Origin of the sequence: Oceanimonas sp. MB9, from assembly GCF_011319775.1 — a bacterium.
GTDB lineage: Bacteria > Pseudomonadota > Gammaproteobacteria > Enterobacterales > Aeromonadaceae > Oceanimonas > Oceanimonas doudoroffii.
The window spans coordinates 78,502-104,098 of the sequence record NZ_VFBE01000003.1; the positions used below are offsets into that span (position 1 = coordinate 78,502).

Sequence of the window (25,597 nt, forward strand, 5' to 3'; positions counted from 1 at the left end):
AACATTAAGTATGCTCGCAGCAGGCTTTTATCGTGAGTGGCAGCCACTGAAGCGTGTCGGTGGGGGTAACCCTGCTGGTGCTTCGTATTTGCACCGAATTATCAGTCAACAACACAAAAGGGCCGCATTGCGGCCCTTTTGTGTTTGGGGAGTGCAGGGCGTTCAGCCGCCGATGGACTGAATGATCACCACCAGCACCAGCACCGGGCACACAAAGCGCACGTACCAGGGCCAGATTTTCCAGAACAGGCCCTGCTCCACATCGGGGCAGCCGGACTTGAGTTCGGCCAGCACCTTGTTGCGCTGCCACACCCAGCCGGCGTAAATGGTGATGCACAGGCTTACCAGGGGCTGGGCGTACTGGGTGGTCAGGGTGATCACCAGGCCAAACAGGCTGCCGAAGTTGAACACGATGATCACGCTTACCAGGGTGCACAGGGCGGTCATCAGCCAGGTGGCCTTGAGTCGTGACAGGCCGGTGCTCTCAATGGCCAGCGACACCGGCGCTTCCAGCATGGAGATGGAAGAGGTCAGCGCCGCCACTATCATCAGTACGAAAAAGGCAAAGGCGATCAGGTACTGGGCCTGGCCCATGGTTTCGAACAGTGCCGGCAGCACCGAGAACACCAGGGTGTCGGAGCTCAGCAGGCTGCCGTCTTCGGCGAAAATGGCCACGCCGTTGTGCTGGGCCACATACATGGCCGGCAAAATCAGCAGGCCGGCAAGGAAGGCCACGCTGGTGTCGAGCAGGGTCACCTGGGCCGCCAGTGCCGGAATGCTGGACCGACGGCTGAGGTAGGAGCCGTACAGCATCATCACCGCCGCCCCCAGCGACAGGGAGAAGAAGCTCTGGCCCAGGGCGCCGATCAGCACGTCCCGGTTCAGCACGCGAGAGAAGTCGGGCACCAGGTAGGCCTTCAGGCCCTCGCCGGCCCCGGGCTGGGTCAGCATATAGCCGGTGAGCAGCACCAGCATCAGCAGCAGCAGTGGCATCAGCCGGCTCGACCACTTTTCAATGCCCTGCTCCAGCCCTCGGCTCACGACATAAAGGCTGAGCAGGGCGAAGGCCAGGGTAAACACCAGGTTGCGAGCGGTGGAAAAGCCGGTGAGCCAGGTGGCGGCGGCATCCTGTCCCAGCAGGCCGGCGACCGGCTCCAGGGCGTAGGCGATAAACCAGCCCGAGACAATGGCGTAAAAGGTGAAGATCAGGCTGACGGTGAGTACCGCCGCCAGCCCTACCAGGCCGGCAATGGCCCGGCCGGGGCCCTTGGTAAGCTTTTGCAGGGCGTGAAAAGGGCCGGCCTGGCCGTGACGGCCTATGGTAATTTCGGCCACCAGCATGGGGTAGCCCAGCAGCAGTATCATCAGCAGATACATCAGCAGAAAGGCACCGCCGCCGTTGCTGGCCGCCTGAGTGGGAAAGCCCCAGATATTGCCCACGCCGATGGCCGAGCCGGCGGCGGCCATCACGAATCCCAGCTTGCTGCTGAATTGCGCCCTTGCGTTCACGTTCGCTTGCTCCTGATGCTGTAAATATTAATGTACAGTTTGCTTCGATATAAAATGGCGAAGACTATGGAGTTTTGCAGAGTTTTTGTCAAAGAAAACCGGAATGTTCAGAAGGCGATAGGGGTAAGGGCCCGTTCAAGGGTAAAAGATAGGGCTCAAACGGCCATGCAACGGGGCAGTTGCCGGTCGGCCGCGGTGGCGAAAACGGACGTCCGAATGCGGCCAATCACAAATTGCCCCATCGGGGCTGACCGCTTCGGCGCAACAGGGTATGATTCCGTCATTAACGTTTTAAGCATGGTGTGCCGTGGGCGTTCGCGCAGAACAGAAAGAGAAGACCCGACGGTCTCTGATTGACGCTGCCTTTCGCCAGTTGAGTGCCGAGCGCAGTTTTTCCAGCCTGAGCCTGCGGGAAGTGGCCCGGGAAGCCGGGCTGGCGCCCACCTCCTTTTATCGTCATTTCAAGGACATGGAGGAGCTGGGTCTGACCCTGGTGGATGAAGGCGGACTGACCCTGCGTCAGCTCATGCGTCAGGCGCGCCAGCGCATTGCCGATGGCGGCAGCGTGATTCAGATTTCGGTAAAGACCTTTATGGAATTTATCGACGGCAGCCCCGATGTGTTCCGGCTGTTGTTGCGGGAACGGTCGGGCACCTCGGCGGCTTTTCGGCAGGCGGTGGCGCGGGAAATTCAGCATTTCACCGCCGAATTGACCGACTACCTGGAAGAAAAGCAGAAAACCAGCCGTGGCTATGCCGAGGCCCAGGCTCAGGCCATGGTCACCATAGTGTTCAGTGCCGGCGCCGATGCGCTGGACATGAACGAACAGGAGCGTGCCGTGCTGGCGGAACGCATGATTCTGCAACTGCGCATGATCGCCAAGGGCGCAGATGCATACAACAAGGCAAAACGGCTATAGGCCTTAAATCAGGAAGGATCACTATGTCTGGAAACAAGAACATTCGCCGTAAACCCATATTGCTGGCGCTGCTTGTGGGCCTGTGTGGCAATGCCACCCTGGCTACCCTGAGCGTGAGTGAGCTGGCGTTTTCCATTTTCCCCATTATCTCGCTGGTGCTGGCTGCGCACATGCTGTATCAGGAATATCTGAGCGTTCCCATGGAAGGCGACACCCCGGTGTGTGCCCTGTTGAGCTTTCTGATCGGCGTGTTTGGTTACTCTGCCTTTCTGCGTACCCAGTTCCCGGAAATGGGCACCAACTACCTGTCGGTGATGATCACCCTGGTACTGGTGATCTGGCTGGCGATCAAGCTGGGTGTGGCCGAGCGTCCGGCCCCCAAGGCCGAAGCCGAAAAGTAAGCTTCGCGCTCAAGCGTAAAAACCCGCCATTTTGGCGGGTTTTTTGTTTCAGGCGTCCTGCTCCACCGGCAGGTGGGCCGAGCCCCCCCATTCGGCCCAGGAGCCGTCATACACGGCGATCTGGTCGTAACCGGCCAGCTCGGCCCCCAGGGCCAGAATGGCAGCGGTCACGCCGGAGCCGCAGCTGCACACCAGCCTTTGCTCGGCTTTTACCAGCGGCGAGAAGGTGTCGGCCAGCCGGTCGGCCGGCAGCAGGCGGCCCTGTTCAAGCAGCTCGTTAAAGGGCAGGCAAGCGGCGCCGGGCATATGGCCGGGGCGTACGCCGGGGCGGGGGTCGGCGGCGGCACCGCTGAAACGCTCGCGGCTGCGGGCGTCCAGCACTCGGCTGCCCTTGTCCTGCAACGCCCGCTCCACGTCGGAGGCATCGGCAATCCATTGAGGCTGGCGCCGGGCGGTGAAGTGGCCGGGTTCAATGGCGGCGGGCGTTTCCTGTTCCAGGGGCAGTCCCTCACTTTGCCAGGCGGGCAGGCCACCGTTGAGTACGGCTACCCTGTCATGGCCCATGGCGCGAAACATCCACCAGGCCCGGGGGGAGGCAAAGATACCCAGGCTGTCGTAGATCACTATGGCCTGATGGTTGCCGATGCCCAGGGCCGAGACCTCGGCCGAGAACAAGGTCTCGTCGGGCAGCATATGGGGCAGGCTGGCATGCTGATCCTTGATACGGCCGTCGAAATCAAAGAAGCGGGCGCCGGGAATGCGCCGCTGTTGCCATTCCTCAACGCCATTACGGCCGCTGGCGGGCATGTGCCAGCTGGCATCCAGCACCACCAGGTCGGGGTGGTTCAAATGCCGAGCCAGCCATTGTGGTTCCACCAGTGCCGACGGTAATTCCAGTTTGTTCATAAAACCTCCCTTAATAGACAAGTTAATCCTAAGGAAGCCGCAACGGGGGCGCCACCGTTTTGTTACCCGCCCAACGCGTAACGATAATGCCCTGGCCTCGTGTGCGAGATCTCTTACTTTGATTGTGGGAAAAGGCGTTTTCGTTTGCGGACCACGGCCAGGGTGTTTTTAATTTTGTTTTTATAAACAGTGTGTTGTATTTGTTTTTCATATTATTGATGGTGACACCGGGCTTTTTTCGGCGGTGTGGCCGCTTGAGGCAAAATGAAAGTTCCCTATAGTTAGAAGGGCAAGGAGCAAGGAAGTTGGTCAGGATGGACCGGCTGCCAGGAAAGGCGAAAGGAACCCCGCAGGATGCGGTAAGGGACACCTCCCAGGACGGAGACAGTCTAGCAGCTCAGGATGAACTGCGGTCAGGATGACCAAAAGGACACGCCGACGGAACGGTAAGAGGATCACCTTAAGGAAAAGGTATTGTCAGGGATTGCAGGGAGCAACTTGGTTTAAGGATTAACCATACGACAACCCAAAAGGGGGTGACATGATGTCACCCCCTTTTTCTATTGCCTGTTCGGAAGGGAATGAATGAACGACTGGATACCGGTATATCAGGCGGCTCATAGCCTGGAGGCACATACCCTCAAGGGGGCATTGGAAAGCCGTGGCATGGCGGTAAAGCTTCAGGGAGAGGCCCTGGCGGGGGCGCTCGGTGAGCTGCCCATGGACGTGGCCCAGGTCACCCTGCTGGTGCAGGAAAAAGACTGGCAGCGGGCGCGAACGTTCTTACAGGATTATCAGCGAAAGAGCCAGGGGACCTGGCATTGCGGGAGCTGCGGCGAGGAAAACGACGCCAGTTTTGAGATCTGCTGGCGGTGTGGTTCCGGACCCGAAGGCCCGGAGCAATAACTCAGCGCTTTTGCTGTTCGCTCAGTGCTTTCAGGCGGGCACGGTGGCGGTGCATGGCAAAGGAGCCGAACACCAGCACCTCCAGGTAATCGCCGGCGCCGGGATTCAGCAGGCTGGCAACCTGTTTCAACATCAGCATTTGCAATACATGCATGACCAGCACCACGGCGCCGAGGATCAGCGGCATGGAGCCGGCTTCTTCAAAACCGGGGCCGACCAGGGCGTAAATAATACCGGCCCAGAACACCAGCATTACCAGCCGCATCAGCAGGTTGAGTACCTTCATTATTTCACTTGCTCCCTTTGGTAGAGTTGATAACTGACCTGGCCGGCCTGCTTGTCTTTCAGCAGGCTCCAGTTGGTGGGCAGGGTGGGCAATGCCAGCCCCTGCTCCCGTTCGATATAGACAAGGGCGTCATCGGCGAGCCAGCCGTGGTTTTCAAGCCGTTCGCAGACTTTGGGCAGAAGTTCCTGATGAAAGGGCGGATCGAGAAACACCACATCAAAGGGCGTTGCCGGCTGTTGCAAAAATTGCACGGCATCGGCCTGTACCACAGCGCCCGGTGCCGCCGGCAGGGTAGCCAGGTTGCGTTTCAGCTGGCCGGCTACGGCGGCGTCTTTTTCCACCATCACCACCTCGGCGGCGTAACGGGACAGGGCCTCAAAGCCCAGGCTGCCGCTGCCGGCAAACAGATCCAGGCAACGCCGATCGCGAATATCAAACATCAGCCAGTTGAACAGGGTTTCCTTGACCCTGTCCGTGGTCGGTCTGAGTCCTTCACTGTGTAATACCGGCAATTTTCGCCCGCGCCACTGGCCGCCGATAAGCCGAATCTGGCCGCTGGCCGCAGCGGTTTTTTTTGCCGGTTTTGCTTTTGCCATCTCGTTTCGCCGTCTTTCAATAAAGTGCTAGTATAAGGCGGTTTTGTGCCCCATTAAGGGACGAACATTCTAATGAAGCGGCCGAATCACGGCCAGTCCTAATCGTCCCGAACAACAGCGAGTATTGGCAATAATGGCGAAAAAAGGTTTTTTCTCCTGGCTGGGCTTTGGCAAAAAGAAAGACGAGCAGCCGGAAGAACCACAGGAACAGCAAACACCTCATGATGCGGTGGAATCCGAAGCGGAAGCCGGTCATGGCGCGGAAGTGGAAGCGCAGCTGAAGCAACAGGAAGCCGAGGCCCGGGCGGAAGATGCACGGCTGGCGGCCGAGGCCAAAGCCGCGGAAGAGGCGCGGCTGGCGGCCGAAGCCAAGGCCGCGGAAGAAGCACGGCTGGCGGCCGAAGCCAAGGCCGCGGAAGAAGCGCGGCTGGCGGCCGAAGCCAAGGCCGCGGAAGAGGCGCGGCTGGCGGCCGAAGCCAAGGCCGCGGAAGAAGCACGGCTGGCGGCCGAAGCCAAGGCCGCGGAAGAGGCGCGGCTGGCGGCCGAAGCCAAGGCCGCGGAAGAAGCACGGCTGGCGGCCGAAGCCAAGGCCGCGGAAGAAGCGCGGCTGGCGGCCGAAGCCAAGGCCGCGGAAGAAGCACGGCTGGCGGCCGAAGCCAAGGCCGCGGAAGAAGCGCGGCTGGCGGCCGAAGCCAAGGCCGCGGAAGAAGCACGGCTGGCGGCCGAAGCCAAGGCCGCGGAAGAAGCGCGGCTGGCGGCCGAAGCCAAGGCCGCGGAAGAAGCACGGCTGGCGGCCGAAGCGAAAGCCGCGGAAGAAGTACGGCTGGCGGCCGAAGCCAAGGCCGCGGAAGAAGCACGGCTGGCGGCCGAAGCCAAGGCCGCGGAAGAGGCGCGGCTGGCGGCCGAAGCGAAAGCCGCGGAAGAAGCGCGGCTGGCTGCGGAACAGGCCGAGGAAGCTGCCCGGCAGGCAGTGGAAGAAGAAGCCCGGCTGGCCGCTGAAGCGGAAGCGGCCGAGCAGGAGCGCCTGGCGCAGGAGGCGGAAGAACAGGAGCGTCTGGCCGCCGAAGCCGCCGCTCAGGCTGAAAAGACCCCGAAAAAAGGCTTTTTTGCCCGCCTGAAGGCCGGATTGCTTAAAACCCGTCAAAACCTGGGCTCGGGCTTCTTTGGCCTGTTCCGGGGCAAAAAGATTGATGATGATCTGTTTGAAGAGCTGGAGACCCAGCTGCTCACCGCCGATCTGGGGGTGGAAACCACCATGTCGATCATCGACAACCTCACCAGCCAGGCCAGTCGCAAGCAGCTCAAGGACGGTGAAGCCCTGTACGAGCTGCTGAAGGAAGAAATGGGGGAAATCCTCGCCAAGGTCGACCAGCCGCTGGAAATCAACAGCGAACACAAGCCCTATGTAATCCTGATGGTGGGTGTGAACGGCGTGGGCAAGACCACCACCATCGGCAAGCTGGCCCGCCAGTTCCAGGCCGAGGGTAAATCGGTCATGCTGGCCGCCGGCGATACCTTCCGCGCCGCCGCGGTGGAGCAGCTGCAGGTGTGGGGCGAGCGCAACGACATTCCGGTCATTGCCCAGCACACCGGCGCCGATGCCGCCTCGGTGATTTACGATGCCGTGGAAGCCGCCAGGGCGCGCAAGGTGGACGTGCTGATTGCCGACACCGCCGGTCGCCTGCAGAACAAGGCGCACCTGATGGAGGAGCTGAAGAAGATCGTGCGCGTGATGCAGAAGATTGATCCTGCCGCGCCCCACGAGATCATGCTCACCCTGGATGCCGGCACCGGCCAGAATGCCCTCAGCCAGGCCAAGATCTTCAACGACGCCGTGCCCATTACCGGCATCACCCTGAGCAAGCTGGACGGCACCGCCAAGGGCGGCGTTATCTTTGCCGTGGCCGACAAGTTTGGCATTCCCATTCGCTATATCGGGGTGGGCGAGAAAATCGACGATTTGCGTCCCTTTAATGCCTCCGAATTTATCGAGGCGCTTTTCAGCCGGGAAGACTAAATGATCCGCTTCGAGCAGGTTAGCAAGGTATACAGTGGCGGCTTTCAGGCGCTGCAAAAGGTCAGCTTTCATTTAGAGAAGGGTGAAATGGCGTACCTCACCGGCCATTCGGGGGCCGGTAAAAGCACCCTGCTCAAGTTGATCAGCGTGATGGAGCGGCCCAGTGATGGCCAGGTTTATTTCAACGGCCGCAACGTCAGCCGCATTGCCCGCCGCGACATTCCCTTTGTGCGTCGGCGCATCGGCATGATTTTTCAGGATCATCACCTCATTCAGGGGCGCACCGTGTTCGACAACGTGGCATTGCCGCTGGTGATTGAAGGCTACAGCCATCACGATATTCAGCGACGTGTGTCGGCCGCCCTCGACAAGGTTGGCCTGCACGGCAAGGATCGTTACTTTCCGCCCATGTTATCGGGGGGCGAGCAGCAACGGGTGGGCATTGCCCGGGCCATCGTCAACAAGCCGCTGCTGCTGCTGGCGGACGAGCCTACCGGCAACCTGGATCCCGAGCTGTCGATGGACATTTTACGCCTGTTTGAAGCCTTTAACCGGGTTGGCGTGAGCGTGCTGATCGCCACCCACGATACCGGCCTGATCAATTCCCAGCGCCACCGCACCCTGCGGCTGAACGCCGGACGCATGCAGGAGGAGGTGGTATGAGCGGTACTCACAAGCTGACCTGGCATCAGCGCCTGGTCATGTACTGGGTGGATCACCTGCGTCAGCTGTTTGCCAGCCTGGGTGAGCTGTGGCGCACGCCGCTCAGCTCGCTGATGACCATTGCCGTACTCGGCGTCAGCCTGGCGCTGCCGGCGAGTTTCTACGTGTTGCTGAAAAATGCCGAGTCGGTAAGCAGCTTCTGGCAGAGCCAGGCCCAGATCAGTCTCTATCTCAAGCAAAACAGTGCTGAAGATCAGGTCAAGGCGTTTCAGACCCGGCTTGAGGGCATGAGCGAGATTTACAAGGTTACCTATATCAGCCCGGAGCAGGGCCTGTCCGATTTCAGCGGCGCCGCCGGCTTTGCCGAGGCGCTCGATCTGCTAGAGCAAAACCCGCTGCCGGCGGTGCTGATCCTGAACCTGTCGGAAAGCGGTCGCCAGCCCGACATGGCCGAGTTGCTGCTGGCCGACATGAACGCCGAGCCCTTGGTGGCCACGGCCCGGCTCGATATGGCCTGGCTGGCCCGGCTGTCGGGCATTGTGGAGCTGATGCGCCAGGCGGTGGTGGGCATGGCGGTGCTGTTGCTGGCCGGAGTATTGCTGGTGGTGAGCAACACCCTGCGGCTCAACATTCTCAGCTGCCGTTACGAGATCGAGGTGATGAAGCTGGTAGGCGCCACCGACGGCTTTATACACAGGCCCTTCCTCTATGTGGGGCTGTGGTACGGCATTATCGGCGGTCTGCTGGCCTGGTGGCTGACCCTGGTCATGGTGTTCTGGCTCAGTCACAAGGTCAGTGCCTTGGCGGCCCTGTACCAGAGTGATTTTACTCTGCTGGGGCTGGGACTGAACGAAAGCCTGCTTTTGGTGCTGACTGGAACCCTTTTAAGCCTGCTGGCGTCCGGTTTTTCCGTGCGCCGTCACATAAGAGCCATAGAGCCGGCTTGAACCTTGCGGCCAGACTGTGGTCTTATTGGGGCAGCACAGCCCGGTGCTTCCCTTGACTTTTGATGGCGAATCCATAAATTTTCATTCGCCGGCATGTGACCGGCGAAGTCGATAGAGTCATTGCAGGGGAATAACCGAAGCCGTTCACACGGAGTCAGGTAATGAACACGAGTTTGATGACGACAGATTTTCAGCGCCATTTTGCCCTGGTTCCCCAGGGCAGCCTGGAGGCCTATATCCAGGCGGTGAACACCATTCCCGTGCTCAGCGCGGAGGAAGAGAAGTCCCTGGCCGAGCGGTTGCAGAACGATGGCGACCTGGCCTCGGCCCGCCAGCTGGTGATGTCGCACCTGCGCTTCGTGGTGCATATCGCCAAGAGCTATGCCGGCTACGGCTTGCCTCAGGCGGATCTTATTCAGGAAGGCAACATCGGCCTGATGAAGGCGGTCAAGCGTTTCGACCCGACCGTGGGCGTGCGTCTGGTGTCCTTTGCGGTTCACTGGATCAAGGCCGAAATTCACGAATATGTGCTGCGCAACTGGCGCGTGGTCAAGGTGGCGACCACCAAGGCCCAGCGCAAGCTGTTCTTTAACCTGCGCAAGTCCAAAAAGCGTCTGGGCTGGTTCAACCAGCAGGAAGTCAACCGGGTTGCCGAGGATCTGGGCGTGTCGCCCTCTGAAGTGCTGGAGATGGAATCCCGCATGAGCGCCCAGGATCAGGCCTTTGATCTAGCTTCAGACGACGACGAGCGCGAAGGCAGCTTTGCCCCGGTGCACTACCTGGAAGACAAAAGCTCCGACGTGGCTACCCAGGTGGAAGAAGCCAACTGGGAGCAGGCCGCCAGCAGCCGCCTGCGTGCCGCCCTGAACGCCCTGGACGAACGCAGCCAGCGTATTATTCAGGCCCGTTGGCTCGACGAAGACGACAAGACCACGCTGCAGAGCCTGGCCGATGAATACGGCGTGTCCGCCGAGCGTATTCGCCAGCTGGAAAAAACCGCCCTGAAAAAACTGAAGGCCGCCATGGACGCATAAGCTGTCCGGCCCTTTATGACATTTTCGGTGATTCAAGGCCCCTTTGCGGGCCTTTTTTCCGCCTACTTTATTAATATCCAACGACAACATGGCAGGTAGTATTCCATGAAAGAACTGAAGCATCTGTTTGACAATAACCGGGACTGGTCCGAACGCATCAAGAAAGAGGATCCGACCTTTTTTGAACAACTGTCGCTGCAGCAGGCACCGGAATACCTGTGGATTGGCTGTTCCGACAGCCGAGTGCCGGCCAACCAGCTCACCGGCCTGCTGCCCGGTGACGTGTTCGTGCACCGCAATGTGGCCAACCTGGTGGTACATACGGACTTCAACTGCCTGTCGGTGGTACAATACGCCGTTGAAGTACTCAAGGTGAAGCACATCATCATCTGCGGCCACTATGGTTGCGGCGGTGTGCTGGCGGCCATGCAGAACAAGGAGCTGGGGCTCATTGACAACTGGCTGCGCAATATCAAGGACATCTGCCACAAGCACGAAGACACCCTGAACGCCATCGAAGATCAGCAGGTCAGGGAAGATCGCATGTGCGAGCTCAACGTGGTCGAGCAGGTGGCCAACCTGTGTCACACCACCATTGTTCAGAATGCCTGGAAACAGGGTCAGCCCCTGTCCGTGCACGGCTGGGTTTACGGTATCAAGGACGGCCGCCTGCACGATCTGGACATGTGCGTGTCTGGCATGGATCAAATTCCCGATGTATATCGCGTGTTCCGCCAGCGGGTGCTGGGCGACGAACAATAAATAACTGATTAGGAAATTTTCATGAGACGTGAACTGGCCATCGAATTCTCCCGGGTGACCGAAGCGGCCGCGCTGGCCGGCTACAAGTGGCTGGGCCGGGGCGACAAGAACATTGCCGACGGCGCCGCCGTGGCGGCCATGCGTCATGTGCTGAACGAGATCGAGATCAGCGGCGAAGTGGTGATTGGCGAGGGCGAAATCGACGAAGCGCCCATGCTCTATATCGGCGAAAAGGTCGGCCTGGGCGGCGACGAGGTCGATATTGCCGTGGATCCCATTGAGGGCACCCGCATGACCGCCATGGGCCAGTCCAACGCCCTGGCGGTGATGGCGGTGGGTGAAAAAGGGGCTTTTTTGCGTGCGCCCGACATGTACATGGAAAAACTCATCGTCGGCGCCGGCGCCAAGGGCGCCATCGATCTCAACAAGTCCATCGAGCAGAACATCAAGGCGGTGGCCAAGGCCCTGAACAAGCCGCTGTCGCGCTTTACCGTGATCACCCTGGCCAAGCCGCGCCACGACAAGGCCATCAAGACCATGCAGGCCCTGGGCGTGCGGGTGTTCGCCATTCCCGACGGGGACGTGGCCGCCTCGATTCTGGCCTGTATTCCGGAAAGCGAAGTGGACATGCTCTATGGTGTGGGTGGCGCCCCCGAAGGAGTGATTTCCGCCGCCGTGGTCCGCTCCCTGGACGGCGACATGCAGGCTCGCCTGCTGCCCCGTTACGAGGTCAAGGGCCCGAACGAGGAAAACCTGGCCGCCGGCCAGGCCGAGATTGAACGCTGCAAGCAAATGGGCATTGAAGTGGGTACCGTGCTCAAGCTGGAAGACATGGCCCGCACCGACAACGTTATCTTTTCCGCCACCGGCATCACCAAGGGCGATCTGCTGGAGGGCATCAGCAGCGATGGTAACTACGCCCACACCGAGACCCTGGTGATTCGGGGCAAGTCACGCACCGTACGGCGTATTCGCTCGACTCATATTCTGTCGCGCAAGGATGCCAAGCTGCAGGACATCATTCTGTAACGCCGATTTCACGAATGAAAAAGGGATGCCGAGGCATCCCTTTTTTGTGCTCAGGCTTCCTTGTCGGCCTTGCCGGCAGCATCGGCGAAGCGTGCCAGCCAGCGATCCCAGGGCCAGGGCATGTCACCCCTGTCTTCGGCGTTTTCCTTGCGCCGAATGGCGTTGCGCACCGTAATGGCGCCCAGCCAGCGCACCGGCTCGGGAGGAAAACGCCCCTGGGGTCCCCTGGCCAAGCCGCAGCGAGCCCACTCATCGTTTCGTCCCAGCACCAGGCTGGTGAGTATTTTGGCGCCCAGCAGGCTCTGCACCACGCCGTTGCCGGAATAGCCCAGGCCATAGTAAATATCGCCGTCGCCCTCAAGCCGACCGAAAAACGGCAGGCCGGTGGCGGAACGGTCCGATGGCCCCGTCCAGGTGGCTTCAATGCCGGCTCGAAGCCCGGGAAAAAAGCGCTGCAGCGCCGCCTTCAGCATGGCCCGATAGCGACTGGGCTGGTCAAAGGCCGCATGCAGCCGGTTGCCGTAGGCAAACAGGTTGCCGCCCTTGCCCAGCATCAGCCGACCGTCGGGCGTACTGCGGTAGTAGTGCACAAAGGTGCGGCCATCGACCACGGCGGCGCCATGGTTCAGGCCGAGGCGCTTCAGCTCGGCCGGCGCCGGCGTGGTGATCGCCATGTCGGACGACACCAGTACCAGGTGTTTGTCGAATTCTCGAAACAGGCTCGGGGTCCAGGCGTTCAGTGCCAGGATGACCTTGCCGGCGGTCACGCTGCCTTGAGCCGTTTCCACCCGGGCCGGCCGGCCGCGTCCGAGCCGGGTCATGGGACTGTGTTCAAAGATGGCAATGCCGAGGGACAGCGCCACCCGGCGCAGGCCACGCACCAGCAGCGCCGGCTGCACCGAACCGGCCAGGGGGGAGAAGTGGCCTTCCAGGTGGGCCTCGGAGCCGGTGTGGGCCAGCAACTCTCCCTCGTTCAGGCTGGACCAGCTGTTCAGCCCGGCGTGCTCAAGCACGGCCACCAGGCGGTCCATGGCGCCACTCTGGGCACCGTTGGTGGCGGTGTAGCAGGTGCCGTCGATACGCAGTTCTGCGTCGATGCCGTGTTGCTCGCAAAAATCCCGAATCTCCAGCACCGCCTGTTCCGAGGCGCGCACCAGGCGGGCGGCTTCCTGCTCTCCGTAACGCCGGCGCAGTGACGGATACTTGGTGGACCAGGTCAGCAGGCAACCGCCGTTGCGACCCGAGGCGCCACTGCCGCACAGTTCCCGCTCCAGCACCACGATATTGAGTGTCGGCTCTGCCTGCTTGAGCCGAATGGCGCTCCACAGCCCGGTGTAGCCACCACCGACGATGCACACATCGGCCTCAAGATGCCGATCGAGGGGGGCGGCCGGTGCCGGTTGCTCCCGCTCCAGAGCCTGTTGCAGCCAGAAGGGGCGTTGTGGTGTTGGCATTATCGTTGTCTCCAGCCCTGAGTCAGGCGCAGCAGGACACGGCTGGCGGCCAGGTGCAGCAGCTTGGCCAGCAGTGCGGTGGTGAAAATCAGCATGGCCATGGCGGCGGCCGGGGCGATGTTGCCGCTGTCGTCCAGGTTGAGCACGGCAACGGACGCCAGCATGGTGTCGGGACCGTACAGGAACACCACCGCCGAGACCGTGGTCATGGCGTTGACGAACAGGTAGATGGCCACATCCAGCACCGCCGGCAGACACATGGGCAGGCTGACTCGCCACATGGCCTTGAACCGGCTGATGCGCAGGGAGGCGGCTACGGCCTCGATTTCGGCGGGCAACTGCTTGAGCGCGGTGACCGCGGTCAGGTGTCCGACGGTATAGAAGTGCACTATGGTCGACACCACCAGCAGGGTCATGCCGCCGTAAAGTACGCGCAGCGGGTTTTCCGGCTGATTGAAAAAGAAGATGTAAGCCAGGCCCAGCACCAGGCCGGGCACCGCCAGCGGCACCATGGCCAGGCCGTGCAGCAGCTTGCGCAGGCCGTTCTGACCCTGCCCCTTCTCTACCAGCCAGGCGGCCAGGAAAATGGTCAGGGTGCCGAACAGGGCGGTCAGGCCGGCCATGCGCAGTGAGTTGCCATAGGCCTGCCAGCCGTCGATAAGATCAAACCGGTAGTGGTTCAGGCTCAGGCTCAGGTTATAGGGCCAGAACTGCACCAGGGAGGCGTAGCCGGCCATGGCGATCACGGCCAGCAGGGCCAGGGCCATCAGGCTGCAGAACAACAGGAAAAAGCCGTCACGCCAGGGGTTGGGAGCGGGCTGGTAGGGCAGGGAACGGCTGTCGATCAACTGCTTGTTGCGACGCTGCAACCAGCTGTCGGCGGCAAAGGCGAGCAGGGCCGGCAGCAGCAACAGGGTGCTGATCAGTGCGCCCATGGCGAAGTTCTGCTGGCCTACCACCTGCTTGTAGATGTCGGTTGCCAGCATGGCGTATTGGCCGCCGATCACCTTGGGCACGCCAAAGTCGGTGATCACCATGGTAAACACCACCATCAGGGTGCTGAGCAGCGCATACTTGATGCCGGGCAGGGTAACCTGAAAAAAGGCGCGTACCGGGCCGCCGCGCAATACGCGACAGGCTTCGAACAAGCGGCCGTCGGTGGCGCCCATGGCGGTGCTGAGCAGCATCACCGCATGGGGAAATGCCCAGAACGACAGCCCCAGCATGATGCCGATGGGGCCATAGATGCTTTCGTCGCCCAGCCAGTGACGCAGCACCCCCTGGTTGCCGAACAGGTAAATCAGGCTGATGGCCGGCAGCAGTGAAGGGGCCAGTATCGGCACCATGGCCACCACCTTGAACAGGGTCCGGGCCGGCAGCCGAGTGCGGGTCAGGCCATAGGCGTAGAGAAAGGCCAGGCCGGTTACCAGCAGGGTAACCAGCAGGCCCATGGTCAGCGTATTGATCAGGGAGTGGATCAGCGCCGGCGTAGCCAGGTAGCGACGAATGTTATCCAGGCCGACGAATCGGCCCTGATCATCCACCAGGGCGGTATGCAGGATCTGGCCCAGGGGCAGCACCAGGGCCAGCAGAAACAGCACGCAGGCCAGGGTCAGCAGCCAGCGCTGCAGTTTGTCGTCCCGGCTGGCCGTGCGGGGCAGGCTCAGGGTTGTCATGCGCCGGCCCCGCTGAACAGGTGGGCATGCTCCAGCGGCAGCTCCAGCGCCACTTCCTGCCCGGGCTGCAGTCGTTGCAGATCGCAGTCCCGGGGCGACAGATCCGCCAGGATGGGATCCGGGTGACTGTCTACTGTCACCTCGGCCCGAATAAAGGCACCGAGGAAAGACAGCTCCCGAATGCGCCCGCGCAGCTGAGGACCGGTACCGGACCCGGCCAGCCGGGTCAGCTCCGGACGCCAGGCCAGCAGGTGCCGGCTGCCAGGGGTGACCTGACGGGGCAGGGTATGTTCACCCAGGTTCAGGCGGCCGTGATGGTCGGCCACGGCGGCATAGAAGTTCATGGCACCGATAAAGCGGGCCACGAAGGGTGTGGCGGGCTGATAGTAGATTTCTTCAGGGGTGCCGATCTGCTCGATCTCACCCTGGTTCATCACCACGATGCGATCGGCCATGGCCAGGGCCTCTTCCTGATCGTGGGTCACCATGATGGTGGTGATGCCGAGTTCTCGCTGCAGCCGTTTGATTTCGGCGCGCAGCTGAATGCGTACGCGGGCATCCAGCGCAGACAGAGGCTCGTCCAGCAGCAGCAGGCCGGGTGAAAGGGCAATGGCCCGGGCCAGGGCCACCCGCTGCTGTTGTCCGCCGGACAGTTGCCCCGGATACTTGCTACCGCTGTCGGGCAGGCCGATGGTATTCAGCAGCGCCGCCACCCGTGAGCGAATCTCGTCCTTGGGCAAGCGCATGTTTTCCAGGCCAAAGGCGATGTTCTGGTACACGGTGAGGTTGGGAAACAGGGCATAGGACTGAAACACGATGCCGAAGTCGCGTTGCTCGGGAGGCGCCTGGGTGATATCGCGCCCGGCCTGTTCAATGCGACCGTCGGTAGGCAGGTCCAGGCCGGCGATGGCGCGCAGCAGCGTGGTCTTGCCGCAGCCGCTTGGGCCGAGAAAACAAATGAACTCCCCTTCCTTTACGGTCAGGCTGACGCCCTTGAGGGCGCGAAAGTCGCCGAAGTGCTTTACCACATTGTCGATTGCTAAATATGTCATCAGATTACCCTCATCTGGTTTAGACCAGTTTCGGGCAATCTACAAAGTGTTTGTGACGATGGTGTGACACTTTATTGACAGGGTGATGTTTTTTGCTCAGACCGACAGCTGAATATTGAGTGCGTCGTGGCGCCAGTACTCCCAGTCCAGTTCAATGGCCCTGCCGACGGGATCCCGTGACAGCCGGCTGATAAAGAGGGCGGCGGCCCCGGTCGCCACGCCCAGGGCCTGGGCCCGGTTTTCATCCAGGGCCACCGGATACATGTTGAGTTCCATGGTGGCGATGCTGACGTCGTATTCCTGTTCGAACAACCGGGTCAGGGAGCGGGTCAGGTCATGCTCGGCCAGGCCTGGAAAGCGGGCCGGATCCACATGGTTTTCTTCCAGCAGCACCGCGTGACCATCGATGGAGCGCAGCCGCTGCACACGGTGCAGGGGAGTCAGGGGCGCCAGCCCCAGGGCTCGGTGCACCGCCGGCTCGGCCGGCGCCAGCTGGTGCGTCAGCACTTGAGTGTGGGGCTGTCGGCCCTGGCCGGAAACCACTTCGTTGAAGGGCAGTCCCTGGGTCGGGTTGTAGTTGATGCGGCTCGGCGTGATGTACCAGCCACGGCGGTTGGCGCGGTAGATCAGCCCCTTGCCTTCGAGCCGCGACAGCGCTTCGCGCAGGGTGACCCGCGTGGTGGCGAAGGCGTCGCTGAGCTGGCGTTCCGAGGGCAGCTTGCTGTTGGTGGGCAGGGCGCCACTGCGGATCTGGGCTTCAATGCTGTCGCTGATCTGCTGGTAATGGGGTTTGCTCATTCTCTTTCCATTATGGACTACACCACTATTTTTACCGCCCGAGGGCGCGGTGGTTGTCGTCAAGGTGTTGAAACTGGTGGCCATTATTACCCCTGTGGAGGTCAATGCACAGGCCTGCTACAGATGAATTTTTTGTTGCAGCCGGGGTTGTTGCCTTGCCCGCCGACGGTGGTACGGTTATCGTGTTTGCAAGTTTGGTATATACCAGGAGTGAACGTGAATAATCCCTATCTGCTGCTGACCCCCGGCCCCCTGTCGACCTCCGCCAGTGTGCGCGAGGCCATGATGAAGGACTGGTGTACCTGGGACGACGATTACAACCAGGGCGTGGTGCAGCCCATTCGCCGCCAGCTGGTGCGCCTGGCCACTGCCCATTCGGGCTACACCAGTGTGCTGATGCAGGGCAGCGGCACCGCCGGTGTGGAAGCGGTGCTGGGCTCGGCCGTACCCGCCGAGGGCAAGTTGCTGGTATTGATCAACGGCGCCTACGGCCGGCGCATGGCCGATATTGCCCGTTGCCTGGGGCTGCGCCTTGCCACCATGGAAGTGGCGGAGACCGAGCCGTTGTCGGCCGAGCTGCTGAGCCAGGCACTGGCAGCGGATGCGTCCATCAGCCATGTGGCCTTTGTGCACTGTGAAACCACCACCGGCATTCTCAATCCGCTGGCGGAACTGTGTCAGGCCGCCAAGGCACGGCACAAGACCCTGATCGTGGACGCCATGAGTTCCTTTGGCGGTGTCCCCATGGATGCGGGCGAGCTGGCCATCGACTTTTTGATCTCCAGTGCCAATAAATGCATTCAGGGTGTCCCCGGGTTCAGTTTCATTATCGCTCGGGAAGCGGCCATGCAGCGCTGTGAGGGCCAGGCCCGTTCGGTCAGCCTGGACCTGTTCGATCAGTGGCAGTGCATGGAACGTCAGGGCGGCAAGTGGCGCTTTACCTCGCCGACCCATGTGGTGCGAGCCTTTGCCCAGGCCCTGGCCGAGCTGGAGCAGGAAGGGGGCGTGGGCGCTCGTCATCGGCGCTATCAAGGCAACCAGCGGACCCTGGTGGATGGCATGGAACGGCTCGGTTTTCGGCCGCTGGTGGCGCGGGACTGGCAGTCGCCGGTGATCACCGTGTTCGCCGCACCCGAGGCGCCGGCCTACGACTTCAAGCGGTTTTATGAAGGACTGAAAGCGCGCGGATATGTGATTTATCCGGGCAAGGTGTCGGCGGTGGACTGTTTTCGCATCGGCACCATAGGAGAAGTGTATCAACAGGACGTGGTCGGCCTGCTGGCTGCCATCGAAGACGCTATTTTCTGGTAAATAAAGGAAACCACAATGAGCTATCGTTTTGAACGTCGTTATACCGGGGCCGTGCAGGCGGTGATCATGGACTGGGCCGGCACCACGGTGGATTTTGGCTCCGTCGCGCCAATTAACGCCTTTCGGCGCCTGTTTGCCGGCGAAGGCATTGACGTCACCCAGGCCGAGTGCCGGGCTCCCATGGGCAGCGAAAAGCGTGATCACATTTGCCAGATGCTGGCCATGCCGCGTATTCGTGAAGCCTGGCTGCAGATCAAGGGTGAGGCCCCAAGTGAGGCGGAAATCGATCGCCTGTATCAGGACTTCGTGCAGATTCAGATCGAATGCATTCGCGACAGCGCCGTGCTGATCCCGGGCATGGATCGGGTGGCCGCGGAGCTCACCGGGCGCGGCATTCGCCTGGGCGCCAATACCGGCTACAGCCGCGACATGATCGTTGAGTTGGTGCAGCGCGCCGCCGAGCAGGGCTATGCCCCCGAGGTGGTGATCACCGCCAGTGACGTGCAGCGCGGCCGGCCCTGGCCGGAAATGAGCCTGCGGGCGGCCTGTGCCCTGGAGGCGGGGGCGGTGCAGGCCTGCGTCAAGGTGGATGATACCGGTGTGGGTATTGAAGAAGGCCTGAACGCCGGCATGTGGACGGTGGTACTGGCGGTGTCCGGCAACGAGGTAGGCCTGTCGCTGGAAGACTGGCAGGCCCTGGCGCCGAGTGAGCAGCAGCGTCTGCGCAGCAAGGCCCATGCTCGCCTGGCCGGTACCGGCGCCCATTATGTGATCGACACTATCGCCGAATTGCCGGCGGTGATTGACGACATCAACGCCCGCCTGGCCCGGGGCGAGCGTCCCTGATGACGCCGCTGGCCCTGTTGCTGGTGCTGTGCTCCGCCGCGTTGCATGCGTTGTGGAACCTGCTTGGCAAGAGGGTCAGCCCCGGTTATGCCTTTTTCTGGCTGGCCAACCTGACCCAGTGCCTGGTGTTGCTGCCGTTTGGCCTGTGGATGCTGGGGCGAGAGCAGGGGCTGGCCTTCTGGGGCTGGCTGCTGGCCAGCGGACTGTGTCAGAACCTGTATATGGCGGCGCTGGCCGCGGCCTATCGTCAGGGGGACCTGAGCCTGGCCTATCCGCTGGCCCGGGCCCTGCCCATGTTGCTGGTGGGGGTGGGTGGGCTGGCCCTGGGCCAGGTCATCACGCCGGCGGCAGGGGTCGGCATGGCCCTGATGCTGGCCGGTTGCCTGCTGTTGCCGGTACTCAGTCTGCGCCAGTGGCGGGTGCGGCAGTACCTGACACCGGGTTGCGCCCTGGCCCTGCTGGCCGCCGTTGGCACCAGCGGCTACAGCCTGATCGACGCTCATGCCATCTCGCTGTTGCGGGTCTGGCTGGACGGGCTGCACGGCCGGCAGAGCCTGGCCCTGTATTATCTCTGGTTGCAGGTGATGGCGGTACTGGTGACGTCGTTGCCATTGTTGTGGTGGCCGCGCTTTCGCACCGGGCTGATGCAAACCGGGCGCCGGTCGGCCGGTCCCGCCATGCTGGCCGGTATCATGATGGGGCTGACCTACAGCCTGGTGTTGTGGTCTTTGGCCCTGGCCAGTCAGGTTTCCTATGTGGTGGCCTTGCGTCAGCTCAGCATTCCCCTGGGAGTGTTGCTGGGCATCTGGCTGTTGGGCGAGTCGTACCGGGGAGGGAAACTGCCCGGGGCCGCGCTGATACTGGGGGGGCTGACCTTGGTGGCCCTGGCCGGTTGAGGCCGAATGGAACATATTACAGCCGTGATGCGGCCGGGCTTGCCCGGCCGTTTCTTTTTTGCGTGGTGGCCATGATGGTGTCGGTTATCCACTTTTTCACGAAACTGTCACCGGACTGTCATTCGCTGGTTTTAAGCTGAGCGTGTTTTCTGGTATATACCAAATGGAGAAGGAAGCATGCTGAAGAAGACCCCCCTGGCTTTGCTGCTGGCCCTGGCCGCCGCCGGTGCCCAGGCCAAGACCGAACTGACCGTTTATACCGCCCTGGAGCTGGATCAGCTAAAGGCCTATCAGGCCGCCTTTGAACAGGAAAACCCGGACGTCGCCATTCGCTGGGTGCGGGATTCGACCGGGATTATTACCGCGCGCCTGCTGGCGGAAAAGGAAAACCCCCAGGCCGACGTGATCTGGGGTCTGGCCGCTACCAGCCTGATGCTGATGGATGAACACGACATGCTGGCCCCCTATGCCCCGGCCGGCCTGGAACAGCTGTCGGCAGAGTTCCGCGATGCCCGCGACACGCCTCACTGGGTGGGCATGAACGCCTGGCTGGGGGTGATCTGCTACAACACCATCGAAGCCGAAAAGCATGGCCTGACCAAACCGAGTAGCTGGCAGGATCTGACCAAGCCCGAATACCAGGGCCATATTGTGATGCCCAACCCGGCTTCCAGCGGTACCGGTTTTCTCGATGTCTCGGCCTGGCTGCAACAGTTTGGTGAAGATAAGGGCTGGGCCTACATGGATGGTCTGCACCAGAATATTGCCAACTACACGCACTCCGGCTCCAAACCCTGCGTGCAGGCGGCCTCGGGTGAAGCGACCATCGGTATTTCCATGGCCTACCGGGGGGCCAGCCTCAAGCAGCAGGGCGCCCCGCTGGATCTGGTCTTCCCCAGTGAGGGAGTGGGCTGGGAAATGGAAGCGGCGGCCATCGTCAAGGGCACCGACAATGAAACGGCGGCGCAAAAGCTGCTGGACTTCGCCGTCACCCGCCAGGCCAACGAGCTCTATAATCAGAGCTTCGCGGTGGTTGCAATGCCGGGTGTGGCCAGGCCGGTGCAGTACTTTCCGGAGCAGCCGGCCAGCGTGATGATCGACAACGACTTCGCCTGGGCGGCCGGCCAGCGCGAGGCCATTCTGGCCGAGTGGCAGCGCCGTTACGACGGCAAGAGCGAAGCCAAATAGCGCTTGAATGAATGCCTGTCAGTGAGAGCCCGGTCAGCGTACCGGGTTCTTTTTTTACCAGGAGGCGGCCATGCGACTGCTGTGGTTACGCAACGATCTGCGGCTGGACGATCACGCCGGCTGGCAACGGCTGGCGGAGTACCAGGGAACAACGGCGGCGGTTTTTATTCTGCCCGCCCACTGGCGCCAGGCCGACGACGCCGGGCTGCATCGGCTGGGTACCGCCAGGGTGGCCTATTTGCAGCAGGCGCTGGCGGATTTACGCGAGCGGCTGGCAACCTTTCCGCTCACGTTGCTGGAGGGCGACCCGGTGGCACTGCTGCTGGCCTGGCACCGGCAGCAGCCCTTTGAGCTGGTCACTCATGCCGCCCAGGCGCCGGAAGAGGCCGACTGGCTGACTCGGCTGCAAGACGCCGGCGTAACCGTGCGCACGGTTGAAACCCAGCCGCTGTTTGCACCACATCAGGTTGAACCGTTATTCGAGACATTTCCCGCCAGCTTCACCGGCTTTCGAAAACTGGTGGAGAAAAAACCGGTTTGGCCGGTGTCGGCACCGCAACCGGCGGCTGACCTCGGCCGGCTTCAGGCCGCCAGGTGCCCGCTAGCAACCGGCATTCACTGGCCCGCGACGCCGGGTGCGCCGGCCCATCCGGCCTGGCAGGGGGGAGAGACGGCGGCCCGGGGCTGGCTGCAGCATTACCTGTTTGAACAACGGGCCCTGGCCCATTACAAGGCCAGCCGCAACGATTTGACCGGCCGTTATTTCTCCAGTCACCTTAGTGCCGCCCTGGCCTGGGGTTGCCTTTCACCACGAAGGGTGTGGCATGAAGTATTGCGTTACGAGCAACGGTGGAGCAGCGACGAGCACAGTTACTGGCTGCGCTTTGAGTTGCTGTGGCGGGAGTATTTTCACTGGTCGCTGCGGGTGCACGGCACGCGGCTGTTTGCGGCCGGCGGTCTCACCGGCAAGGCGGTGCCGGGCGTTTTCAATGCCGCATACTGGCAGGCCTGGTGTAATGCCCGTACCGGCTGGCCGATGATCGATGCCGGCCTGAAGGAGCTCATCACCACCGGCTTTTGCTCCAACCGGCTTCGGCAGAATCTGGCCAGTTGCCTGATGCACGAGCTGGGGCTGGACTGGCGGCTGGGCGCGCGCTTTTTTGAACAGCACCTGGTGGACTTTGACGTGGCCAGCAACTGGGGCAACTGGGCCTACATTGCCGGCGCCGGCCACGATCCGCGCCAGGGGCACCATTTCAACCCGCACCGGCAGTGGCGCCAGTACGATCCCAAGCTCACTCACCTGCACCAGTGGCTGCCCGAACTGGGCCCGGTCACCCTTGAACAGGTAGAGCGCCACCAGCGCGGCGAGCAATTACTGGATTACCCGGCACCCCTGGTGCCGCTTGAGTGTTGAGGCTTTTGCCTGAAGGCTCCGTTATGCATTCCCATGTTGAGCGTGGGAATGAGGCGGACGAATCGCAAATGGGCGATGAGCGTAGTGCATCATCAGAATTCCGCAGCCGGCTTTGTGTTGGAATTCGCTGCGCTCATTCGCAACCTACTAATGACGAAAACTGGCAGTCAGCTTTGCAGCCCCATGAAACAGAAGCGTAGGTTGGTGATGAGCGTAGCGAATCCCAACAATGTGGTCCGACGGACTGCACCGCGCCGTAGGTTTAACCTTTTTCCTGCTGACTGCCTTTGGTCAGGGCGGCGGGATCCAGCAGTTTGCGCAGTTCGGCCTCGGAGAGATCGGTTTCTTCCAGCGCCACCTCCAGAATGGGGCGGCACTCGGCATAGGCCTTTTTGGCGATGTTCGCCGCCTTGGCATAGCCGATCACCGGGTTCAGCGCCGTCACCAGTATGGGGTTGCGGGCCAGGTGTTCGCCGAGGTGCTCCTCGTTCAGGGTAAAGCCGTCGATGGCCTCGGCCAGCAGCGGCGCACAATTGGCCAGCAGTTTCATCATGGTCAGCAGGTTGCTGGCCACCAGCGGCAGCATCACATTGAGCTGAAAATTGCCCGACTGTCCCGCCACCGTGTTGGCGGCGTCCAGGCCCATCACCTGGGCCGCCACCATGGCCACCGCCTCGGGCACCACAGGGTTGACCTTGCCGGGCATAATGGACGAGCCCGGCTGCAGCGCCGGCAGCTGAATCTCGGCCAGACCGGTAAGTGGTCCCGAATTCATCCAGCGCAGATCGTTGGCGATTTTCATCAGTGCCACCGCCAGGGTTTTGAGCTGGCCCGACAGCTCCACCGCCGTGTCCTGGCAGCTCAGGCTGTAGAAGTAGTCTTCCGCCGGACAAAAGTCCTGGCCGGTATGCTCATTGAGATAGTCGCAGGCCAGCCTGGCCTGGCGCGGATCGGCGTTAATGCCGGTACCGATGGCGGTGCCCCCCAGGGCCAGTTGCTGCAGCCGGCTCTGCAGCCCCTGCAAACGATCACGGCCATACTGCACCTGCGTGGCCCAGCCCCCCAGCTCCTGATCAAAACGCAGGGGCATGGCGTCCATCAGGTGGGTGCGGCCGGTTTTCACCTTGTCCTGCAGGCGTTCGCCCTTGCCGAGTATGGTCTGCTCCAGCTGGTGCAGGGCCGGCAGCAGTTCACGGCTGAAGGCGAGCGCGGTGCTGACGTGAATGGCGGACGGAATCACGTCATTGGAGCTCTGGCCCATGTTGACGTCGTCGTTGGGATGCACCGGCTTGCCCAGGTGGGCACTGGCCAGGTGGGCCAGCACCTCGTTGACGTTCATGTTGGTGCTGGTGCCCGAGCCGGTCTGAAACACGTCTATCGGAAAGGCGTCGTCGTGTTTGCCGGCAATCACCTCGTGGGCGGCATGCACGATGGCGTCGGCCTTGTCCTGCTCCAGCCGGCCCAGTTCGCCGTTGGCGTGGGCGCAGCCGGCCTTGAGCAGGGCCAGGGCGTGAATAAAGGCGGGGGGCAAGGGCTGGCCCGAGATGGGGAAGTTGTTGATGGCGCGCTGGGTCTGGGCGCCGTAGAGTGCCTCGACCGGTACCTCTATGTTGCCCATGGAATCCCGTTCGGTTCGCATTTTCATCACTGCTTCCTCCATTGATGTCAGACGGTCATGACTACAGCAAAGAGCTTAGCACTCCGTCTTTTTGCCGAAAGCCGCAGACGCTGAAAAAGGCCGTCAGCGCCGTGGCGTCTTCGGCGGGCAGGCCGGCGAGGCTCAGTTCCAGCCGAGTGAGGCCGTTAGCCTGGGCGTCCGCCTTCAGCTGGCGCAGCAGCTCGCTGCCTACGCCCCGACGCCGAGTAATGTCCCGCACCGCGAAAAAGCCGATGCGCTCGTCCTGGTGCCAGGCCAGGGCCACGGCGCGGTCGTTAAAGGTGGCCAGCAAAAAGGGCTGATTCTCGGGCAGGGGCTTGCCTTGCAGAATAAGTTCCGCGTGAGCCCTGTATTGCTCGGGCAGTTGAGTCAGGTGATGTACGGTGAGGCGCATGATGCCGCTCCTTAGCCATAAAAACCGGCATTCTAGCATGAGGCGAGTTCGACAAACGGGCCGTTCGGCGGCATTATGGTGCGGCATTTTTCACCACGACAGATTCCATGAGTTTCGACACCCGGGCGCACAATCGCGCCATGACCCATTTCGATGAGCATGACAGCTTCTGGCTGTTTGGCTACGGCTCCCTTATCTGGAAGGCGGACTTTCCCTTTGTGGAACGCCGTCCGGCCTGGATTGACGGCTGGGCGCGCCGGTTCTGGCAGGGCTCCCACGATCATCGCGGCACGCCGGCGGCGCCGGGCCGGGTAGCCACCCTGGTTCGTGCGCCTAAGGTCCGCTGCCACGGCATGGCCTACCGTATTGAGCCGGCGGTACTGGCACAGCTCGATTTGCGGGAAAAGAATGGCTACCTGCGGGAGCGGGTGGCGGTGCAATTTGACAGCGGCCAGGCCGAAGATGGCCTGATTTACCTCGCCACCGAGCACAACGCCGCCTTTCTGGGGGACGCGCCGCCGGCGGAAATGGCGGCGCAGATCGCCCATGCCCATGGCCCCAGCGGCAGCAACCGGGACTATCTGCTCAACCTTGCCGAAGCGCTGGCCCGCCAGGGCGTGCATGACGACCATGTGGCCGGGCTGGTGGCGCTGTTGCCACCGGTTGAAGGAGAAGGCTGATGGAGTGCCGGCCCAACTGCGGCGCCTGCTGCATCGCCCCCAGCATCAGCGCGCCGTTGCCGGGCATGCCCGATGGCAAGCCGGCGGGGGTGCCTTGTGCCCATCTGCTGGCAGACATGCGTTGTGAGCTGTTTGGCAGGCCCGAGCGGCCGGCGCTGTGCGCCCGCTTTAACCCCGCCGCCGACGTGTGCGGCACCGGCCGCGATAACGCCATCTGGCTGATCAGCGAGCTGGAGGCAGCAACGGCCTGAAA

At 62.0% G+C, this 25,597-nt stretch carries 26 protein-coding genes; 16 read left to right on the forward strand and 10 right to left on the reverse strand.

The window, feature by feature from the left end; all coding sequences use genetic code 11:
- Nucleotides 1–162: 162 nt before the first annotated feature.
- Nucleotides 163–1,509, reverse strand: a complete 1,347-nt coding sequence (locus tag OJHNALOF_RS01830; RefSeq protein WP_165660984.1) for a sodium-dependent transporter — start codon at nt 1,507–1,509, stop codon at nt 163–165.
- 307 nt (nt 1,510–1,816) lie between these two features.
- Between OJHNALOF_RS01830 and fabR the strand changes: the two genes are divergently transcribed.
- On the forward strand, nt 1,817–2,428 hold the full coding sequence (gene fabR, locus OJHNALOF_RS01835) for an HTH-type transcriptional repressor FabR (RefSeq protein WP_094201226.1): 612 nt from the start codon (nt 1,817–1,819) through the stop codon (nt 2,426–2,428).
- Nucleotides 2,429–2,451: 23 nt separating this feature from the next.
- Nucleotides 2,452–2,829 (forward strand): YijD family membrane protein, encoded by a 378-nt coding sequence (locus OJHNALOF_RS01840; RefSeq protein WP_094201225.1) that lies wholly within the window; start codon nt 2,452–2,454, stop codon nt 2,827–2,829.
- A gap of 48 nt (nt 2,830–2,877) precedes the next feature.
- Here the strand turns inward: OJHNALOF_RS01840 and OJHNALOF_RS01845 are convergent, their stop codons facing one another.
- On the reverse strand, nt 2,878–3,735 hold the full coding sequence (locus OJHNALOF_RS01845; RefSeq protein ID WP_165660985.1) for a sulfurtransferase: 858 nt from the start codon (nt 3,733–3,735) through the stop codon (nt 2,878–2,880).
- Nucleotides 3,736–4,320: 585 nt separating this feature from the next.
- Here OJHNALOF_RS01845 and OJHNALOF_RS01850 point away from each other — a divergent pair.
- Entirely contained in the window at nt 4,321–4,641 is a 321-nt protein-coding gene (locus tag OJHNALOF_RS01850) for a DUF2007 domain-containing protein (protein ID WP_094201223.1), read from the forward strand.
- Nucleotide 4,642: 1 nt separating this feature from the next.
- On the opposite strand, the gene OJHNALOF_RS01855 is transcribed toward OJHNALOF_RS01850, so the two are convergent.
- Together OJHNALOF_RS01855 and rsmD are read right to left on the reverse strand one after the other, a co-directional pair.
- Nucleotides 4,643–4,927, reverse strand: coding sequence for a DUF1145 domain-containing protein (locus OJHNALOF_RS01855; protein ID WP_094201222.1), 285 nt, complete (start codon nt 4,925–4,927; stop codon nt 4,643–4,645).
- On the reverse strand, nt 4,927–5,523 hold the full coding sequence (gene rsmD / locus OJHNALOF_RS01860; RefSeq protein ID WP_094201221.1) for a 16S rRNA (guanine(966)-N(2))-methyltransferase RsmD: 597 nt from the start codon (nt 5,521–5,523) through the stop codon (nt 4,927–4,929). The genes OJHNALOF_RS01855 and rsmD overlap by 1 nt, the downstream gene beginning before the upstream one ends.
- A 133-nt stretch (nt 5,524–5,656) precedes the next feature.
- Between rsmD and ftsY the strand changes: the two genes are divergently transcribed.
- From ftsY to glpX, 6 genes are all read left to right on the forward strand, one after another.
- Nucleotides 5,657–7,540, forward strand: coding sequence for a signal recognition particle-docking protein FtsY (gene ftsY, locus OJHNALOF_RS01865; RefSeq protein WP_165660986.1), 1,884 nt, complete (start codon nt 5,657–5,659; stop codon nt 7,538–7,540).
- The gene (gene ftsE / locus OJHNALOF_RS01870) at nt 7,541–8,203 is read left to right on the forward strand and encodes a cell division ATP-binding protein FtsE (protein WP_094201219.1); all 663 of its coding nucleotides are present in this window, start codon (nt 7,541–7,543) and stop codon (nt 8,201–8,203) included.
- Nucleotides 8,200–9,150, forward strand: coding sequence for a permease-like cell division protein FtsX (ftsX, locus tag OJHNALOF_RS01875; RefSeq protein ID WP_165660987.1), 951 nt, complete (start codon nt 8,200–8,202; stop codon nt 9,148–9,150). The genes ftsE and ftsX overlap by 4 nt, the downstream gene beginning before the upstream one ends.
- A 176-nt stretch (nt 9,151–9,326) precedes the next feature.
- Entirely contained in the window at nt 9,327–10,184 is an 858-nt protein-coding gene (gene rpoH, locus OJHNALOF_RS01880) for an RNA polymerase sigma factor RpoH (protein WP_094201217.1), read from the forward strand.
- 105 nt (nt 10,185–10,289) lie between these two features.
- On the forward strand, nt 10,290–10,946 hold the full coding sequence (gene can, locus OJHNALOF_RS01885) for a carbonate dehydratase (RefSeq protein ID WP_094201216.1): 657 nt from the start codon (nt 10,290–10,292) through the stop codon (nt 10,944–10,946).
- Between the two features lie 21 nt (nt 10,947–10,967).
- A complete protein-coding gene (gene glpX / locus OJHNALOF_RS01890; protein WP_094201215.1) occupies nt 10,968–11,975 on the forward strand; it encodes a class II fructose-bisphosphatase in 1,008 nt (335 codons plus the stop codon).
- A 50-nt stretch (nt 11,976–12,025) separates the two neighbouring features.
- Here glpX and OJHNALOF_RS01895 read toward each other — a convergent pair whose 3' ends face one another.
- The 4 genes from OJHNALOF_RS01895 to OJHNALOF_RS01910 form a co-directional block, all read right to left on the reverse strand.
- On the reverse strand, nt 12,026–13,429 hold the full coding sequence (locus OJHNALOF_RS01895) for an FAD-dependent oxidoreductase (protein ID WP_165660988.1): 1,404 nt from the start codon (nt 13,427–13,429) through the stop codon (nt 12,026–12,028).
- Nucleotides 13,429–15,105 (reverse strand): putative 2-aminoethylphosphonate ABC transporter permease subunit, encoded by a 1,677-nt coding sequence (locus OJHNALOF_RS01900; protein WP_165660989.1) that lies wholly within the window; start codon nt 15,103–15,105, stop codon nt 13,429–13,431. The genes OJHNALOF_RS01895 and OJHNALOF_RS01900 overlap by 1 nt, the downstream gene beginning before the upstream one ends.
- Nucleotides 15,102–16,157 (reverse strand): putative 2-aminoethylphosphonate ABC transporter ATP-binding protein, encoded by a 1,056-nt coding sequence (locus OJHNALOF_RS01905; protein ID WP_094201212.1) that lies wholly within the window; start codon nt 16,155–16,157, stop codon nt 15,102–15,104. The genes OJHNALOF_RS01900 and OJHNALOF_RS01905 overlap by 4 nt, the downstream gene beginning before the upstream one ends.
- Before the next feature lie 96 nt (nt 16,158–16,253).
- Nucleotides 16,254–16,955, reverse strand: a complete 702-nt coding sequence (locus OJHNALOF_RS01910; protein ID WP_165660990.1) for a UTRA domain-containing protein — start codon at nt 16,953–16,955, stop codon at nt 16,254–16,256.
- Nucleotides 16,956–17,171: 216 nt separating this feature from the next.
- Between OJHNALOF_RS01910 and phnW the strand changes: the two genes are divergently transcribed.
- From phnW to OJHNALOF_RS01935, 5 genes are all read left to right on the forward strand, one after another.
- Nucleotides 17,172–18,266 carry a 2-aminoethylphosphonate--pyruvate transaminase gene (phnW, locus tag OJHNALOF_RS01915; protein WP_165660991.1) on the forward strand — a complete coding sequence of 365 codons (1,095 nt, stop codon included), beginning with the start codon at nt 17,172–17,174 and terminating at the stop codon, nt 18,264–18,266.
- Between the two features lie 15 nt (nt 18,267–18,281).
- Nucleotides 18,282–19,112, forward strand: coding sequence for a phosphonoacetaldehyde hydrolase (gene phnX / locus OJHNALOF_RS01920; RefSeq protein WP_165660992.1), 831 nt, complete (start codon nt 18,282–18,284; stop codon nt 19,110–19,112).
- Nucleotides 19,112–20,008 (forward strand): DMT family transporter, encoded by an 897-nt coding sequence (locus OJHNALOF_RS01925; RefSeq protein ID WP_165660993.1) that lies wholly within the window; start codon nt 19,112–19,114, stop codon nt 20,006–20,008. The genes phnX and OJHNALOF_RS01925 overlap by 1 nt, the downstream gene beginning before the upstream one ends.
- A 177-nt stretch (nt 20,009–20,185) precedes the next feature.
- On the forward strand, nt 20,186–21,196 hold the full coding sequence (locus tag OJHNALOF_RS01930) for a putative 2-aminoethylphosphonate ABC transporter substrate-binding protein (protein ID WP_165660994.1): 1,011 nt from the start codon (nt 20,186–20,188) through the stop codon (nt 21,194–21,196).
- Nucleotides 21,197–21,266: 70 nt separating this feature from the next.
- Nucleotides 21,267–22,613 carry a DASH family cryptochrome gene (locus tag OJHNALOF_RS01935; RefSeq protein ID WP_165660995.1) on the forward strand — a complete coding sequence of 449 codons (1,347 nt, stop codon included), beginning with the start codon at nt 21,267–21,269 and terminating at the stop codon, nt 22,611–22,613.
- A 262-nt stretch (nt 22,614–22,875) separates the two neighbouring features.
- On the opposite strand, the gene OJHNALOF_RS01940 is transcribed toward OJHNALOF_RS01935, so the two are convergent.
- The gene (locus OJHNALOF_RS01940) at nt 22,876–24,258 is read right to left on the reverse strand and encodes an aspartate ammonia-lyase (protein WP_165660996.1); all 1,383 of its coding nucleotides are present in this window, start codon (nt 24,256–24,258) and stop codon (nt 22,876–22,878) included.
- Between the two features lie 34 nt (nt 24,259–24,292).
- Complete coding sequence (locus OJHNALOF_RS01945; RefSeq protein ID WP_165660997.1) at nt 24,293–24,664, reverse strand: acetyl-CoA sensor PanZ family protein; 372 nt, start codon at nt 24,662–24,664, stop codon at nt 24,293–24,295.
- Between the two features lie 107 nt (nt 24,665–24,771).
- On the opposite strand from OJHNALOF_RS01945, the gene OJHNALOF_RS01950 reads away from it, so the two are divergent.
- Nucleotides 24,772–25,344, forward strand: coding sequence for a gamma-glutamylcyclotransferase (locus tag OJHNALOF_RS01950; protein ID WP_165660998.1), 573 nt, complete (start codon nt 24,772–24,774; stop codon nt 25,342–25,344).
- The gene (locus tag OJHNALOF_RS01955; RefSeq protein WP_165660999.1) at nt 25,344–25,595 is read left to right on the forward strand and encodes a YkgJ family cysteine cluster protein; all 252 of its coding nucleotides are present in this window, start codon (nt 25,344–25,346) and stop codon (nt 25,593–25,595) included. Before OJHNALOF_RS01950 ends, OJHNALOF_RS01955 begins: the two co-directional genes overlap by 1 nt.
- Nucleotides 25,596–25,597 lie beyond the last annotated feature (2 nt).